The sequence below is a fragment of the Agromyces mediolanus genome (assembly GCF_044917495.1).
Lineage (GTDB): Bacteria > Actinomycetota > Actinomycetes > Actinomycetales > Microbacteriaceae > Agromyces > Agromyces mediolanus_B.
The window spans coordinates 72099-87483 of record NZ_JAVSSI010000001.1 but is presented as its reverse complement, the minus strand read 5'-3'; the positions used below and the strand labels follow the sequence as shown (position 1 = coordinate 87483).

Sequence of the window (15385 nt, the reverse complement as noted above, 5' to 3'; positions counted from 1 at the left end):
GAGTCGGAGAACCGTACCCGGAACGCACGCGCCCGGAGCGAACACGCCTCGCCGCCGCGCTCAGGCCCGGGGACTAGGTTGGTATCCGTGAGCGCCACGAGAGTCTTCGTCGCCCGACTTGCCGGGTGCGCCGTGTTCGACCCCGCAGGCGACCGGGTCGGCCGCGTGCGCGATGTCCTCGTCGTGTACCGCAAATCGGACCCGCCCCGGGTGGTCGGGCTCATCGTCGAGGTCCCGGGCAAACGCCGGGTGTTCCTCTCGATCGGGCGGGTGACGTCCATCGGCGGCGGCCAGGTCATCACGACCGGCCTCATCAATCTGCGCCGCTTCGAGCAGCGCGGCGGCGAGGTTCGCGTCATCGCCGAGATGCTCGGCCGCAAGGTCTCGTTCAACGACGGCAGCGGCCAGGCGACCATCGAGGACGTCGCGATCGAGGAGCGCGAGCCCGGCGAGTGGGAGGTCGACCAGCTCTTCGTGCGCCGCCCGAAGGCGAGCGCCTCCCCCTTCGCGAAGGGGCAGTCCGCCTACGTCACCTGGCGCGAGGTGAGCGAGGCGAACGCGCCCGGCGAGGCGCAGTCCGCCGAGCAGCTCATCGCGACCTACTCCGAGCTGAAGCCGGCCGACCTCGCGAACACCCTGCTCGATCTGCCCCCGCAGCGCCGCCAGGAGGTCGCCGAGGAGCTCCCCGACGAGCGTCTCGCCGACGTGCTCGAGGAGATGCCGGAGTCCGAGCAGGTCACGATCCTCGCCGGTCTCGGCGACGACCGCGCTGCCGACGTCCTCGACCGCATGCAGCCCGACGACGCCGCCGACCTCATCGCCCAGCTCCCGGAGGAGCGCGGCGAGCACCTGCTCGAGCTGATGGAGCCCGAGGAGGCCGAGGACGTGCGCCTCCTCCTCTCCTACGGGCCCGACACCGCGGGCGGACTCATGACGACGGAGCCGATCATCGTCTCCGCCGACGCGACGGTCGCCGAGGGGCTCGCGCTCATCCGCCGGCACGACTTGCCGCCCGCGCTCGGCGCCGCCGTCTGCGTCACCCTCCCGCCGTACGAGGCGCCGACCGGGCGCTTCCTCGGGGTGGTGCACTTCCAGCGGATGCTCCGCTACCCGCCGCACGAGCGCCTCGGATCGCTCATCGACCAGGGCCTCGAGCCCGTGCGGGCCGACACCTCGGCCGCCGAGGTCAGCCGCATCCTCGCGAGCTACGACCTCGTGTCGGTCCCGGTCGTCGACGAGAAGCACCGACTCGTCGGGGTGGTGACCATCGATGACGTGCTCGACTACCTGCTTCCGGACGACTGGCGAAGTCATCCCGACGACGGCGACGAACTCACTCGCCGGGCGACCGCCCGTGCGCAGCTGACCACGGGGAGCATCCCCATCCCGCACGGAAGGAGGGCAGGCGATGGCACGCGCTGACGACGACCGGCGATTCGAGACCCCGAAGGGCATGCTGCGATCGTCGCCCTTCCGACTGTCGGGCGACCGCGACCGCTTCGGCCGCTTCACCGAGTGGGTGGCGCGCGCGATGGGCACGCCCTGGTTCCTCCTCGGCCTCACGGTGTTCTGCGTCGCCTGGCTGATGTGGAACAGCTACGCCCCCGAGTCGTGGCGCTTCGACTCGCAGGCGTTCGGCTTCACGGTGCTGACGCTCATCCTGTCGCTGCAGGCGAGCTACGCGGCCCCGCTCATCCTCCTCGCCCAGAACCGCCAGGACGACCGCGACCGCGTGCAGATCCAGCAGGACCGCCAGCGCGCCGAGCGGAACCTCGCCGACACCGAGTACCTCGCCCGCGAGGTCGTGGCCCTGCGGCTCGCGGTGAAGGAGCTCGCCTCGAAGGAGTTCATCCGTCAGGAGCTGCGGCAGATCCTCGACGAGCTCGACCGCCGCGACGAGGAGGAGGCGGAGCATGCCGCATCCTGACGCGGAGGCACCGGGGTCGGCGCCCGCGTCCGCGTCCGCCGAACTCGAGCGCCGGGTCGCGGCCGCCCTCGGCGGCGTGACCGACCCGGAGATCCGCCGGCCGCTGCCCGAGCTCGACATGATCGAGTCGGTGACCGCCGACGAGGCTGGGCGGGTGCGCGTCGTCGTTCGTCTCACGATCGTCGGCTGCCCGGCATCCGACCGCATCGAGCGCGACGTCCGCGCCGCCGCGGAGTCGGTCGCCGGCGCCGGCAAGGCCGACGTCGAGCTCACGGTGATGACCCCCGAGCAGCGCAGCGCCCTCACCGAGCGCCTCCGCGCCGGCCGGCCCCGCGGGAACCCCTTCGGCCCGGGCACCCTGACCCGCGTCATCGCGATCACGAGCGGCAAGGGCGGCGTCGGCAAGTCGACGATCACCGCGAACCTCGCGGTCGCGCTCGCGGCGCGCGGCCTCGCGGTGGGACTCGTCGACGCCGATGTGCACGGCTTCTCCATCCCCGCGCTGCTCGGCCTCGTCGATGCCGAGGGCAGCGCCACGAAGCCGACGCGGGTGGACGAGATGATCCTGCCGCCGGTCGCGCACGGGGTGAAGACGATCTCGATCGGGATGTTCATCGAGCCCACGGAGCCCGGCCAGCGAGCCTCCTCGGTCGCGGTGGCGTGGCGCGGTCCGATGCTGCACCGCACGCTGTCGCAGTTCCTCACCGACGTGTACTTCGGCGATCTCGACGTGCTGCTCGTCGACCTCCCGCCGGGCACGGGCGACATCGCGATCTCGCTCGGCCAGCTGCTGCCGAACGCGGAGGTCGTCGTGGTGACGACGCCGCAGCCGGCCGCCGCCGACGTCGCCGAACGCTCGGGCGTGGTCGCCCGGCAGACGGGTCAGCGCATCATCGGCGTCGTGGAGAACATGGCCGGGCTCGCGGGCCCGGACGGCACCGTGCTCGAGCTGTTCGGCTCGGGCGGGGGCGCGGAGGTCGCGCGGCGGCTCTCAGAGGGGCAGGATGCCCCGGTGCCGCTGCTCGCGAGCGTGCCGCTCTCGGTCGCGCTGCGCGAAGGCGGGGATGCCGGGGACCCGGTCGTGCACGCCGTGCCCGACGACCCGGCCGCCCGGGCGATCGAGCAGCTCGCGGGGGCGATCGCCGCCCGCCCGCGGGATCTCGCCGGACGCCGGCTCGACGTCTCGGTGCGCTGAGCCGCCCCGCATCCACGACGTGCCCGACGCTCACGAGAGTCGGGCACGTGGAGAGGCAGGGGTCAGGATGCCTCGACGGGCTCGACCGCGCGGGCGAGCAGCTCCACGAGCAGGCGCTCGGTGAGCTCGCGCGGCAGCACCTCGACGAGCGCGAGCACCGGGGCGAGCCGGGTCGCGAGCGGCTCCTCGCCGCCGAGCAGTCCGAGCGAGCCGAGCAGTCCGGCGGCCTCGTCGGAACCGAGCCGGAACGCGCCGCCGGCGGCGTCACCTGAGCCGTCGCCGCCCGGGAGCAGCGCGGCGCCGAGCTCGGGCCGGGCCGCGAGCAGCTCGCCGAGCACCGCGGCCCCGTCGATCGGCGGCAGGCCGCGCACCGCATCCGCCGCCCCCGCGAGCGCGGGCAGCAGCTCTCCGAGCACCCGCTCGGTGACCGGGGTGATCGTCAGGTGCGCGGTGCGGGGCAGGGCCGCTCCCCCGGGCTGCGCGAAGCCGGGCTGCAGCTGCAGCTGCCAGCCGGCGGCGAGGGCGGCGTCGGCCCAGCGGTGCGGATCGACCCGCAGTTCGGGCTCGACATCGACGTCGGACTCGACGGCGAGCAGCGGACCGGTGGGCTCGCCGACGATGCGGAGGCCCTCGATGCCCGCGACGGCGTCGATGACCGCGGCCGTCGCGCGGGCGGCCTCCGCGGTGAGCTCGGCGAAGCCGTCGACGCCGAGCGTCTGCGTGATCGCCCAGGCCGCCGCGAGGGGTCCGGCCGGCTTCGACCCGGCGAGGGTGGGGTTCACGACCGGGTAGCCGGGCCATCCGGTCGTCGCGAAGTACTGGTGCCGCTGCCGGTCGCGCCCGCGGGTGAGCAGCACCGACGCCCCCTTCGGCGCGTAGCCGTACTTGTGCAGATCGGCGGAGAGGCTCGTGACGCCGGGCACGCGGAAGTCCCAGGCGGGCAGCGGCTCGGGCCAGAACGCGAGGGCGAAGCCGCCGATGCAGGCGTCGACGTGCAGCGCGACGCCCGCGGCGTCGGCGAGCGCGGCGATCTCGGCGACGGGGTCGAGGGAGGCGAAGGGGTACGAGGGGGCGCTCACGACGGCGAGGGCGACGTCGGGCGCGAGCCGCTCGCCGAACGCGGCCGGATCGGGCCGCCCGTCGTACGCGCTGACGGGCACGAGGTCGAGCTCGAGGTCGAAGAGCTCGGCGGCCTTGTGGAACGCGGCGTGCACCGTCGACGGGGCGACCAGCCGCGGACGGCCGGTGCCGCCGGCGGCGCGCCAGACGTCGCGCGCGGTCTTCACGGCGAGCAGGCAGCTCTCGGTGCCGCCGGACGTGGCCGAGCCGACGACGTCGGTGTCGCCGTGGAACGCGCGGCGGGCGAAGCCGACGAGCTCGCGCTCCATGACGGCGACCGAGGTGAAGGTGGTCGGGTCGAGGCCGTTCACGGGCTGCACGAGGCGGGCGGCCGCGGCGGCGAGCTCGTCGAGCTCCTCGCGCCCGGAGTCGTAGACGTACGACAGCACCCGGCCGCCGTGGGTCGGGGCGTCGCCCTCGCGGAGCGCGGCGAGGCGCGCGAGCACCTCATCCGGGCCGTGCTGGAAGCTCATGCGGTGGTCCTCTCCTCGCCGGCGTGGGCGGCGCCGGCGTCGATGTCCTCGCGGCGGAGGCGGTAGCCGCGCAGCGCGAGGAGGCTCAGGGCGACCAGCACCGCGGGCACGATGCTGAAGGCGATCGCGATCCCCGCGACGGCCGAGTCGGGCTGCTCGACGGTGACGCCCGCGGTCGACTCGAGATAGCCGGTGAGCGCGAGCACGATGGTGAGCACCGTGGCGCCGAGCGCCATTCCGGCAGTCTCCCCCGCCGTCCACACGCCGCCGAAACTGCCGGCGCGGTCGAGGCCGCTCCGACTCGCGTCGTGGGAGATGACGTCGGGGAGCATCGCCATGGGCAGCGACTGCATCCCCGCGTAGGCGGCGCCCGCGACGGCGACGGGCAGGTACACCCAGGGCCCGGGCGCCCAGACGAGGGCGATCATGCTGAGCGCGGCGATCGTGAACAGCGCGCTCGCGGCGACGAAGCCGCGCTCCTTGCCGACGCGTCTCGCGACGAGCTGCCAGAGCGGGGTGACGAGCACGGCGGGGGCGATGAGCGAGACGAACAGCAGGGTCACGGCCTGCTCGTCGCGCAGCACCCAGGTGGCGACGAACTGCGCCCCGGCGAGCATCAGGCCGGTCGCGAGGCCCTGCAGCACGAAGGCGCCGAGGAGCGCGCGGAACGGGGCGCTCCGACGGAGCGCGGCGACGCCCTCGCGATAGCCGGCGAGCGCGCCGGGCGACGGGGCGGCGGGCGCCGCGGCGGGGGCGTCGGCGATGCCCGGGATGCCTCGGCGGCGCGGCGCGATCGTCGTCGCCACGAGCATGCCCGCACCGATCACGAGTCCGGCGACGACCGCCATCACGAGGTAGCCGAGGTGCTCGTCGCCGAACGCGCCGCGGAGCTCGGGACCGCCGGCCCCGAACAGGAGGATCGCGATCGTCAGCACCACGACGCGCCAGGTCAGCAGCCTGGTGCGCTCGTCGTAACCGGAGGTGAGCTCGGCCGGCAGCGCGATGTAGGGCACCTGGAAGATGCTGAAGAACGTCGCCGTCGCGAGGAAGGCGAGGAACACCCAGACCCCCGAGGCGACCGGTCCGAGGCCGGGGACGACGGCGAAGGTGAGCGCGAAGCCGATGGGCAGGCCGATCGCGCCGATCAGCATGCCGCGCCGGCGCGTGCCGCTCGTCACGAGGGCGCGGTCGCTGCGGCCGCCGATCCACGGATCGATGAGGACGTCCCACACCTTCGCGGCGGTGACCACGGCGCCGGCGGCGAGCGCGGCGACGCCGAGGGTGTCGGTCAGGTAGTAGACGAGGACGAGTCCGGGCAGCGTCGCGAAGCCGCCGGTGCCGATCGAGCCGATCGCGTAGCGGGTGACGACACCGCGCGACAGCGTTCGCTCCGGTGCGGGCATGGAGGCAGCATAGGGCATCCCGGTCCGAAGTGGGACAGTTGACCTAGACTGTGCGCATGCCAGCGCAGACGGCCTTCGACGCCCTGTACGCGAGCCTCGACGACGATGTGGTCGCCTCGGGCTCCGTTACCCGCCCCGTGCCCACCCCCTCGACCGGTGAGACGCTCCACGAGCTGCCGCAGTCGAGTGCCGACGACGTGCGCGACGCCGTGTCGCGGGCCCGGCTCGCGCAGCTCGCCTGGGCCCGCGCCGGCTTCGCCCACCGTCGAGCGGTGCTGCTCCGGGCGCACGACCTCCTGCTCGAGCGCCGCGAACTGCTCCTCGACCTCATCCAGCTCGAGAGCGGCAAGACCCGCGGGCAGGGCTTCGAGGAGATCTTCGAGGCGGCCTCGGTCACCCGGTACAACGCGCTCTCCGCCAAGCGGGTGCTCCGCGGGCGGCGCCGGCGCAGCGGCATCCCGACCGTCGCGACCACCCGCGTGCGCTACCGCTCGAAGGGCGTCGTCGGCGTCATCACGCCGTGGAACTACGCGCTCAGCCTCGCCGCGATGGACGTCGTGCCGGCGCTCGCTGCCGGCTGCGCCGTCGTGCAGAAGGCCGACGACCAGGGCGCGCTGTCGATCCTCGCCCTCCGCCGCGCCTTCGTCGAGGCGGGCGTGCCCGAGGCGCTCTGGGCCGTCGTCGCCGGACCGGCGGGCGAGGTCGGCGAGGCGCTCACCGACGAGGTCGACTACGTGTGCTTCACCGGCTCGACCGCCACCGGCCGCAAGATCGCGGAGAAGGCGGGCCGCCGCCTGGTTGGCGCTTCGCTCGAGCTCGGCGGCAAGAACCCGCTCATCGTGCTCGACGACGTCGACCCCGAGCGGGCGGCCGCGAACGCCGCCCACGCCTGCTTCTCGGCGATGGGGCAGCTCTGCGTCTCGATCGAGCGGATCTACGTGCACCGCGCCGTGGCCGGCCCGTTCCAGAAGGCGCTCGTCGCCGAGCTCGGCGCGGCGAAGCTCGGCTCGGCGCTCGGGTTCGAGGCCGACTTCGGCTCGCTGGCCTCCGCGGCGCAGCTCGAGCGTGTCACCGCCCACCTCGACGACGCCGTCGCCAAGGGCGCGACCGTGCTCGTCGGCGGGAAGCCTCGACCCGACATCGGCCCGTGGTTCTTCGAGCCGACCGTCATCACGGGCGTCACCCCGGACATGCGGGTGTACGCCGAGGAGACGTTCGGCGCCATCGCCTCGCTCTACCTCGTCGACAGCGAGGAGGACGCGGTGCAGGCGGCGAACGCGAGCGAGTACGGCCTGAACGCGGCGATCTTCACGGGCTCGGTCGCCCGCGGCCAGCGCATCGCCGACCGGCTCGAGGCGGGCAGCGTGAACATCAACGAGGGCTACCGCGGCACCTTCGCCTCGGTCGACGCCCCGATGGGCGGGCAGAAGCAGTCCGGCGTCGGACGGCGCAACGGCCCCGAGGGCCTGCTGCGCTTCGTCGAGCCGGTGACGGTGTCGGCGACGACGGGGCTCCTGCAGCTGCCGCGCTGGGCGCACGAGTACCGGGAGCAGGCGCCGCTGCTGCTCCTGCTCGCGCGCGGGCTGGCAGCGCTGCGCCGCCGCTGAGCCGGCGGGGCCGCAGCACGGCGCAGGCGGCACCGAGCAGCGCCACTCAGCTCAGCTCAGTGCGGGCAGGCGGCGCAGGCAGGCAACCCTGCGCCCCGGCTCAGGTCGCTTCGGAGTCGAACGGCGCCGGTTCGTCGGCGCCGAAGGCCTCGCGCTTGCGCTTGCGCTGCAGGTAGGCGGAGTTCTCGTTCACCGAGGCGCGGGCGACGACCGGCTTCGGCGCCTCCTCCGCGAAGGGATCGACGTCGGACAGCGCTTCGCGGATGATGCGGCGCGGGTCGTACTGGCGCGGGTCGAGCTTCTTCCAATCGACGTCGTCGAAGTCGGGGCCCATCTCCTCGCGCATCCGGTCTTTCGCACCGCTCGCGAGGTCGCGCAGCGAGCGGACGAGCCGCCCCAGCTGGGCCGCGTAGTGCGGCAGGCGCTCCGGGCCGAGCAGGAAGACGGCGATCACCCCGATGATGAGGAGTTTCTCGAACGTCAGACCGAACACTCATACAGGATAGTCGGCGGCGAGGCGCACGAGCACACCCGGCGGCCACCCCTATCCTTGGGGGTTGAGAGAGCGGGAGACCGGAAGTGTCCGAACACGACCTGAACTGGAAGTACGTCGACGACGCCGTCGTGGAGAGCGACGCGATCGTCCGCGCCCGGCAGCAGTCCCTCGAGCTCGGCATCGACCCGGTTTCGCCCGCGGTCGGGGCGCAGCTCGCCCTGCTCGCCGCCGCCAGCCGTGCAGAGGCGATCATCGAGCTCGGCACCGGTGTGGGGGTGTCCGGGCTCTGGATGCTCCGGCACGCACGCGCCGCGATGCTCACCTCCATCGACACCGAGACCGAGTACCAGCAGCACGCCCGGCAGCACTTCGCCGACGCCGGCGTGCAGGCGGCGCGCATCCGGCTCATCACGGGCCGCGCCAGCGAGGTGCTCCCCCGCATGAACGAGAGCTCCTACGACCTCGTCTTCGTCGACGCCGACTCCGCCTCGGTGATCGAGTACGTCGAGCACGGCCTCCGACTCGCCCGTCCCGGCGGCAGCGTCGTCGTCGCGCACGCCCTCTGGCGCGGTCGCGTGGCCGATCCGGCGAAGCGCGACGACACGGCGACCGCGTTCCGTTCGCTCATCTCCGAGCTCGAGGCATCCCCCGCCGTCGCGACGGCGATCTCGCCGGTCGGCGACGGCCTGCTCCAGATCGTGCGCCTCGGCTCCTGAGCCAGAGAACTCCTGAGCCCGAGGGCTCCTGAGCCAGAGCGCTCCTGAGCCCGAGACGCCGAGAGGCCCGAGCGCTGCTGCGCTCGGGCCTCTCTCGTGGCGCTGAGCCGCGGGTGCGTCATCGGCACCCGGCTCGACGCGTCTCAGACGTTGACTACGCCCCCGAGCACGTCGTACAGCTCTTTCGCCTCGGCGTCGTTGACCGACACCACGAGACGTCCCCCGCCCTCGAGCGGCACACGCACGATGATGAGTCGCCCCTCTTTTACAGCCTCCATCGGCCCGTCTCCGGTGCGTGGCTTCATAGCCGCCATTGAGTTACCCCTTTCGTGGCTGAGCTTCTATTATCTGCCATGTCAGGAGTCCTTCGGAAATCCCGGGCGAGTTGTGTGAAGAATTCACTCGCGCGTCAGGGCGGACTCCAGTCGTAGACCGACACCGCCCAGCAGAAATGCAGCCACACCCACTGCAGCGCGAGGAACACGACGACGAGGCTCCAGCGGTACCACCGGGCGCGCGGCACCGCGAGCGCACCGACGAGCGGGAACATCGGCATCACGATGCGGAACGTGCTCGACTGGGGGAAGAACACGGCGAGCAGGTAGAGCGCGTAGGAGACGAGCCAGAGGCGGATGTCGGTGCCGAGCCGTCGCACGGCGGGCAGCAGCAGCACGACGGCGACGGCGCCGATCAGCGCGACGACGCCGACGATGCCGATCCACGCCGGGAGCCCGACGAAGTGCGCCCACCAGGCCCCGCCCTGGAACCAGGCGGTGAACGGCACGAGCTCCTGATGCCCGACGTAGCCGGCGCGCCAGGCCAGCTCCGTCTCCGTGTAGCCGGCCGGGTCGCCCGTCACCGCCCACACGACGCCCGGCCAGGCGAAGCCGACCGCGGCGGCGAAGAGCCCGACGCCGATGACGACGAGCTGCTCGCGCAGCGGGAACGGGTCGTCGCGCCGCCGCCACCAGCGCACGATGAAGTGCAACCCGAGGGTGAGCGCGAAGGCGAGCGCCCCCGGCCGGGTGAACGCCCACACCGCGAGCACCGGCACGAGCCATCCGTATCGCCGCTCGACGAGGAGGAGCAGGGCGACGGCGAGCAGCAGGGCGCCGAGCGACTCCGCGTAGCCGAACTGCATGATCGGCGAGACGGGCGCGACCGCGAACAGCACGATCGCGAACATCGCGCGGTCGGGCTCGAGGAAGCGGGACAGCAGCCGGTGCAGCACGAGAGCGGCGCCGAGGCCCGCGGCGAACGCGACGAGCACCGAGGCGACGTTCCAGCCGACGCCGAGGAAGGTCACGCCCCGCACCAGCGCCGGGAACACCGGCAGGAACGCCCAGGCGTTCTCGGCGACGTGCCCGCCGTCGTCGAGCGGCAGCTCGCTCGGGTAGCCGCTCGTCGCGATGATCTGGTACCAGCGGGCATCCCAGAGGTTCGAGAAGGCGAAGAGGTCGGGCTTCGCACCGGTCCACGCGTTCGCGAGCTGGCCGTCGGCGAAGATCAGCACGAACACGGTCGTGACGGCGCGCGCGGCGACCCAGATGAGGGCGACGCGCCCCCACCACGGCAGGAGCCGCCAGCGCACGCGCGGCGACCACCGCGACACTCTGACCGTCTCTGGCGACGGAGTGGCGGACACCGGCATCGGATGCCTCAGACGGTGCCGCTGAGCCAGGCGCGCAGTGCGCGCTCGCAGTCGGTGATCTGGTGCACGGCGACGCGCTCGTCGTCGGCGTGCGCCTTCAGCGGGTCGCCGGGGCCGAAGTTCACGGCGGGCACCCCCATCGCGCTGAACCTGGCGACATCCGTCCAGCCGTACTTCGGCCGCGCCTCCGCGCCGACCGCGCGCACGAACTCCTGCGCGAGCGGGTCGTCCAGGCCGGGCCTCGCGCCGTCCGCGGCATCCACGATGGCGACCTCGTAGCCCTCGAAGAAGGCGGTGACGAACGCCGCGGCCTCGGCGGCGGACTTCGAGGGGGCGAAGCGGTAGTTCACCGCGAGCACCGCCTCGTCGGGGATCACGTTGCCGGCCACGCCGCCGTTCACGACGACCGCATTCAACCCCTCGCGGTAGGCGAGACCGTCGACCTCGACCGTCTCCGCCCGGTAGGCGGCAAGCTTCGTGAGCGCGGGAGCGAGCTTGTGGATGGCGTTGTCGCCGACCCAGCTCCGGGCGGAGTGGGCACGGACGCCGTGCGTGCGCACCTCGGCGCGGAGAGTGCCGTTGCAGCCGCCCTCGACCTGCCCGTTTGACGGTTCGCCGAGGATCGCGAAGTCCCCGGCGAGGAGGTCCGGGCGCGAGCGCGCGATGCGGCCGAGGCCGTTCAGCGCCGCGGAGACCTCTTCGTGGTCGTACCAGACCCAGGTGACGTCGACGACGGGCTCGGCGAGCTCGGCGGCGAGCTTCAGCTGCACTGCGACGCCGGCCTTCATGTCGACGGTGCCGCGCCCCCAGAGGAACTCGGTGCCGTCGGGGTCGGTCTCGAACCGGCTCGGCACGTTGCCGTTGATCGGGACGGTGTCGAGGTGACCGGCGATGACGACCCGGCGGGCGCAGCCGAGGTTCGTGCGGGCGACGACCGCGTCGCCGTCGCGGATGATCTCCAGGTGGGATGCCCCGGCGAGCGCCCGCACCACGAGGTCGGCGAGCGGCCCTTCCTCGCCCGAGACGCTCGGGACGTCGCAGATCGCCCGCGTGATCGTCACGGAGTCCGCAGTGAGATCGAGGGCGGGGTGGGCGGGTACGTCCGGCATCCCCCGAGTCTATTGGGGGCGGACGTCCGGGCTCGCGGCGATGTGCGCGCCGACCGTCGTCGGATACCCGGCGAGCGCGAGGTCGTCCTCGATCGCTCGCCCGAGCCCGCGCCGGGCCGAGCGGGTATGGAACGCCCATGCGGAAGCGACCGGCCCGAACGCTCGCAGGCAGACCGAGATCTCGAAGAAGCGCCCGCCCGTCGCGACGACCAGCACCACCGACGCTCGTGTTCGCAGGATCCCGACGGAGTCGATTGCCGCCCGCTCCCACCGCTCGTGCACAGCGCCGTCAGCGGCGAGCACCACGAGCGCAGTCTCGCCGACGACGAGCATGGTGCGGCTGAACGGCGCAGAGCCGACGCGATAGACGGGCAGGCCGTATTGTCTGGCGAGCCGGCGCTCCGCCGGGTTCCAGATCGGGACGGTCCAGATCGCAGCCATCATCGAGATCCCCACGGTGGCTATCGCGATCAGGGCCGCGGGGATCCCGAGAATGGCACTGGTCCCGCCCGCGAGCTCCCAGACGAGCACGCAGATCCCGAGCAGCACGAGCCCCAACTGCGGCACCGCCACCGCTGCGTTTGCCCGTCGGCGTCCGCGCAGGAAGAACTCGTCGACCTCGACCTGATGAGCTGCTCGACGTCCGCCTGAGACGGCCGGCCGCAGCGAATCCAGCCAGTGTGCGGTGGCTGAGCCGTCTGGCGGAGTCGGTACCTCTGTGGTTTTCGACGCCGCCGTGCCCGCCTGGGTGGGCGACACCGCGCCACCTACGGCCTCTCCGTGGGGATCCATGGGTCTCACTTCGGTCTGCCTCGTCTTTGTCGTCTGCATCTCCCGCACGCGGTCGTCGAGCCCGCGCGTGAGATGCTCTCCGTCACTCCTTCGACCGCCCCCTGCCCGACTGAGCAGTTCGTCGAATTCTGTGGCTCTCCCCCGCCGGAGAACCCGATTCACATGGGCGACCTTCCGCCAGCAGTCGGAGGATTGTCTGAGCGGTAGTCAAAGCGCGAGATCCCATCGCTGGTGGTCCTCAGGAACAGCATCCGGTCGTACTCCCAGCCTTGCTCCCGCATCTGCATCGATCGCCCGCAAACGTACTCGATCAGAATTCGTCCCCCAGGGTGCACTCGATACGGCGAGCGGTACTCCTCACGATCGGACCAACTCGAGAAGTAACGCGGCTCCAGGAGGTAGAACGAGGGTGGTTCCGTCCCGAACGACACCTGCGTCAGCTCCGGCGGGTTCGCGTCGAGCGCATCGGATACGCCCAACGGAATGATCAGAACCGGAACGATCCCGCCGCCATGGCGGTGAGCCAACGAACCCAGTTCGACCAGCTCAGCCGCTAGCGACTTCAGGCCGGACTGCTCGGGAAACCCGGCGATCTCATCGATGTGGTTCGTCGCGAAGTAGCTTCCAGTCACCTGCATTGTTCGCACGCGACCATCGAACCATTCGGCCAGGTACTGCTTTGTCATTCGGGATCGCCCTTCGGGGTCAGCTCTGCCTGAGGCGGTGTGCTCGTTCGTACGCGAACACATACCGCCAGTACCCGACCATGACGATCACCGTGATGAGCGCCAGAAACCAGATCGGCGGGAACTCGAACGTGACCGGCCACCAGATAGCCAAGGCCACGACCGGTCCTCCGAGGAGGCCTCCGATGACGCCGAGCCAGATCGACGGCATCCGATCGATCGAAGCGAGCCGTCGGCAGGCGATCATGATCGATCCGACCAGCATCAGCACGGGCACGAGGACGCAGAAGTACCCGGCGCCGACGAAGATCGCCCAGAAGAGCATGACCGGGTTCCGGATCGCTTCCACGATGATCACGGCGAGCACGCTCATACCCGCGATCACGCAACCCAAAAACGTGTACGCCAGGAACGGCGACCAGCTCAACGACCTGACGATCATTGCGCTTCCACTTGGCGTATCTGGCGATTCATCGAGCCACCGGTTCTTCCAACATCCATTCGACCGATTCGGCCGCGACCTCGAACGCCCCTGCGCTGTCCACGAAGATCAGGAAGTGACGAATCGGCCTGTCCCAGGTCGCTCCGCTCGGCTCCGCGGCGCGGAGCTCAGCGATCCGGTCGGCGTGCCGAACGATCTCCAGCACCCAGCTGTCTTCGAAGTAGAGGTTCTCCAGGCCAGGGATGCCCGAGTAGCCCGCGTCATCGAAGCGGTCCATGCTAGCCCCACCGTAGGCCTCGTCAAAGGCCGCGACCGCCTCCACCGCGAGGGACCGGATTTCATTCCAGTCATCGCTGCCGAGATCGTCGAACCACCACCCGAGCGTGTCGGAGCTCAGCATGCCGTCAAGACGCCGGCACAGAGACTCGCAGCGCGGAGCCCTCCGCCGCAGTTCGCCAGCCACGGGAACGAAGTAGCAATCAAACTCGAGCGCAAGCTCATCGAGCATGTCCGCAGTGCCGAGTGCCGTCAGGTACCTCATCTGAATAGCAGGAGGTGACGCGAGCCGGCCCAGGGCGCCCCGGAACTCGGACCAGAACGCTCGTGTTATCACGGGATCATCCTGAGTCGTCTCCCCAGATCGACCGCGGCATCCGCCCCGATTTCACATAGGCGACACATTCCACCCAGTCATCCCACGCGGCCGGATCGGTCGGCCCACCATCCGGCATGAGCCCAACATCAGCAAGCAGGGTGATGAGGTCATCTCCAGCGCGGCGCTCAAACCGCCAGATGAACTCCGCCATCGCGAGAAACGCTTCTCGAGTGGAAATCGGATCGTCGGAGTTATCGAGGTTCAAGATTCCCCCTCCAACCGGGCCGGAGCGCCACCCGGCTCACCACACGCAATCACTCGAGCCACCGCGCCGGACGCGGCGGCGCCTTCCAGCCTTCACGGGTCGCGATCGCCTCACCTCTCTCACGCCCCTTCACGGTCAGGTCAAGATGCACGATATCGCTCACCCCGTCCTTCGTGCTCAGCCAAGTTGTTGCGATCCGCTCGATCGCCTCGCCCGTACCCACCGACCAAGGTTCTCCATAGGTCGTTGGAATCGCATACCCCTCAGCCAGAAGGACTGTGACAGCCCCGAGAACCAGGATGTCGCGGGTGTCCGGATCATCGATACGAAGCTCATTGATCACGCCGTACATGATCTGGCCTTCACCGACCCAGTCGAAAAGTCCAGCGACGAGCGCATCCTCAACCAACGATCGCACTGGAGTTCCCCCTCCCCGCTCAGCGGTACCACTTCAGATCGTCCGGCATCTCACCGCCATGCGCGGCAATGTGACGACGCACCGCAGCACGAGCCCGGTGCCACTTCGGGATCCGCCACACCGTTAGGGCAAGAATCAGCAAGGACCCAAGCCACATGAAGCACGCCCAGACCCAACTCCCCACATCGCCTGCAACCTCCCTGTCGACAACGAACACCCCAACCCAGCTGAACGCCGCGACGAGAATCAAGGATGCATACGGGTTGTGCATCACCGGGCTCCACGCCACGGAGGGTCGACGCTCGCGATACCCGCGCGGGTCGATCCCTGAGCCTTGAACCTCGTCCACGACTCGCTCGATCACCGGATCCTCAGCCGCCTTCCGAGAGTCCGCGAACCACCCTTCGTCCTCCCACGGCAGCTGAACGGCTGTCCGCCGCTCCTTGGTGCGCCGCTCTCGCGCTCGTCGACGCGTCAGCCGTTCCTCTGTC

General features: G+C 71.1%; 18 protein-coding genes. 5 read left to right on the top strand and 13 right to left on the bottom strand.

Annotated features, from left to right (window positions below):
• The first annotated feature begins 87 nt into the window (after positions 1–87).
• The 3 genes from ROT00_RS00425 to ROT00_RS00415 are packed head-to-tail and all read left to right on the top strand — an operon-like array spanning position 88 to position 3122.
• Positions 88–1422 carry a magnesium transporter MgtE N-terminal domain-containing protein gene (locus ROT00_RS00425; RefSeq protein ID WP_404771488.1) on the top strand — a complete coding sequence of 445 codons (1335 nt, stop codon included), beginning with the start codon at positions 88–90 and terminating at the stop codon, positions 1420–1422.
• On the top strand, positions 1409–1927 hold the full coding sequence (locus ROT00_RS00420; protein ID WP_404771486.1) for a DUF1003 domain-containing protein: 519 nt from the start codon (positions 1409–1411) through the stop codon (positions 1925–1927). The genes ROT00_RS00425 and ROT00_RS00420 overlap by 14 nt, the downstream gene beginning before the upstream one ends.
• Positions 1914–3122: an Mrp/NBP35 family ATP-binding protein gene (locus ROT00_RS00415; RefSeq protein WP_404771485.1), complete on the top strand. Its 1209-nt coding sequence runs from the start codon at positions 1914–1916 to the stop codon at positions 3120–3122. The genes ROT00_RS00420 and ROT00_RS00415 overlap by 14 nt, the downstream gene beginning before the upstream one ends.
• A 62-nt stretch (positions 3123–3184) precedes the next feature.
• On the opposite strand, the gene ROT00_RS00410 is transcribed toward ROT00_RS00415, so the two are convergent.
• Both ROT00_RS00410 and ROT00_RS00405 read right to left on the bottom strand, forming a co-directional pair.
• On the bottom strand, positions 3185–4714 hold the full coding sequence (locus ROT00_RS00410; RefSeq protein WP_404771483.1) for a pyridoxal phosphate-dependent decarboxylase family protein: 1530 nt from the start codon (positions 4712–4714) through the stop codon (positions 3185–3187).
• The gene (locus ROT00_RS00405) at positions 4711–6117 is read right to left on the bottom strand and encodes an MFS transporter (protein WP_404771482.1); all 1407 of its coding nucleotides are present in this window, start codon (positions 6115–6117) and stop codon (positions 4711–4713) included. Before ROT00_RS00405 ends, ROT00_RS00410 begins: the two co-directional genes overlap by 4 nt.
• 56 nt (positions 6118–6173) lie before the next feature.
• Here ROT00_RS00405 and ROT00_RS00400 point away from each other — a divergent pair, with 56 nt between their 5' ends.
• Positions 6174–7724: a succinic semialdehyde dehydrogenase gene (locus tag ROT00_RS00400; RefSeq protein WP_404771480.1), complete on the top strand. Its 1551-nt coding sequence runs from the start codon at positions 6174–6176 to the stop codon at positions 7722–7724.
• Positions 7725–7824: 100 nt separating this feature from the next.
• On the opposite strand, the gene ROT00_RS00395 is transcribed toward ROT00_RS00400, so the two are convergent.
• On the bottom strand, positions 7825–8217 hold the full coding sequence (locus ROT00_RS00395; protein ID WP_404771478.1) for a twin-arginine translocase TatA/TatE family subunit: 393 nt from the start codon (positions 8215–8217) through the stop codon (positions 7825–7827).
• Positions 8218–8303: 86 nt separating this feature from the next.
• On the opposite strand from ROT00_RS00395, the gene ROT00_RS00390 reads away from it, so the two are divergent.
• Positions 8304–8936 (top strand): O-methyltransferase, encoded by a 633-nt coding sequence (locus ROT00_RS00390; protein WP_404771477.1) that lies wholly within the window; start codon positions 8304–8306, stop codon positions 8934–8936.
• Between the two features lie 143 nt (positions 8937–9079).
• Here the strand turns inward: ROT00_RS00390 and ROT00_RS00385 are convergent, their stop codons facing one another.
• From ROT00_RS00385 to ROT00_RS00340, 10 genes are all read right to left on the bottom strand, one after another.
• On the bottom strand, positions 9080–9250 hold the full coding sequence (locus ROT00_RS00385) for a DUF3117 domain-containing protein (protein WP_189084574.1): 171 nt from the start codon (positions 9248–9250) through the stop codon (positions 9080–9082).
• A gap of 95 nt (positions 9251–9345) precedes the next feature.
• Entirely contained in the window at positions 9346–10548 is a 1203-nt protein-coding gene (locus tag ROT00_RS00380; RefSeq protein WP_404771476.1) for a hypothetical protein, read from the bottom strand.
• Positions 10549–10595: 47 nt separating this feature from the next.
• The gene (gene dapE / locus ROT00_RS00375) at positions 10596–11696 is read right to left on the bottom strand and encodes a succinyl-diaminopimelate desuccinylase (RefSeq protein WP_404771474.1); all 1101 of its coding nucleotides are present in this window, start codon (positions 11694–11696) and stop codon (positions 10596–10598) included.
• 9 nt (positions 11697–11705) lie between these two features.
• Entirely contained in the window at positions 11706–12455 is a 750-nt protein-coding gene (locus ROT00_RS00370) for a hypothetical protein (RefSeq protein ID WP_404771473.1), read from the bottom strand.
• 191 nt (positions 12456–12646) lie between these two features.
• The gene (locus ROT00_RS00365) at positions 12647–13174 is read right to left on the bottom strand and encodes a hypothetical protein (RefSeq protein WP_404771472.1); all 528 of its coding nucleotides are present in this window, start codon (positions 13172–13174) and stop codon (positions 12647–12649) included.
• Positions 13175–13193: 19 nt separating this feature from the next.
• Complete coding sequence (locus tag ROT00_RS00360; protein WP_404771471.1) at positions 13194–13616, bottom strand: hypothetical protein; 423 nt, start codon at positions 13614–13616, stop codon at positions 13194–13196.
• Between the two features lie 28 nt (positions 13617–13644).
• Complete coding sequence (locus tag ROT00_RS00355; RefSeq protein WP_404771469.1) at positions 13645–14157, bottom strand: hypothetical protein; 513 nt, start codon at positions 14155–14157, stop codon at positions 13645–13647.
• Positions 14158–14233: 76 nt separating this feature from the next.
• A complete protein-coding gene (locus ROT00_RS00350; protein WP_404771468.1) occupies positions 14234–14476 on the bottom strand; it encodes a hypothetical protein in 243 nt (80 codons plus the stop codon).
• A gap of 49 nt (positions 14477–14525) precedes the next feature.
• A complete protein-coding gene (locus tag ROT00_RS00345) occupies positions 14526–14885 on the bottom strand; it encodes a hypothetical protein (protein WP_404771467.1) in 360 nt (119 codons plus the stop codon).
• Positions 14886–14913: 28 nt separating this feature from the next.
• Complete coding sequence (locus ROT00_RS00340; RefSeq protein WP_404771465.1) at positions 14914–15258, bottom strand: hypothetical protein; 345 nt, start codon at positions 15256–15258, stop codon at positions 14914–14916.
• Between the last annotated feature and the right edge of the window lie 127 nt (positions 15259–15385).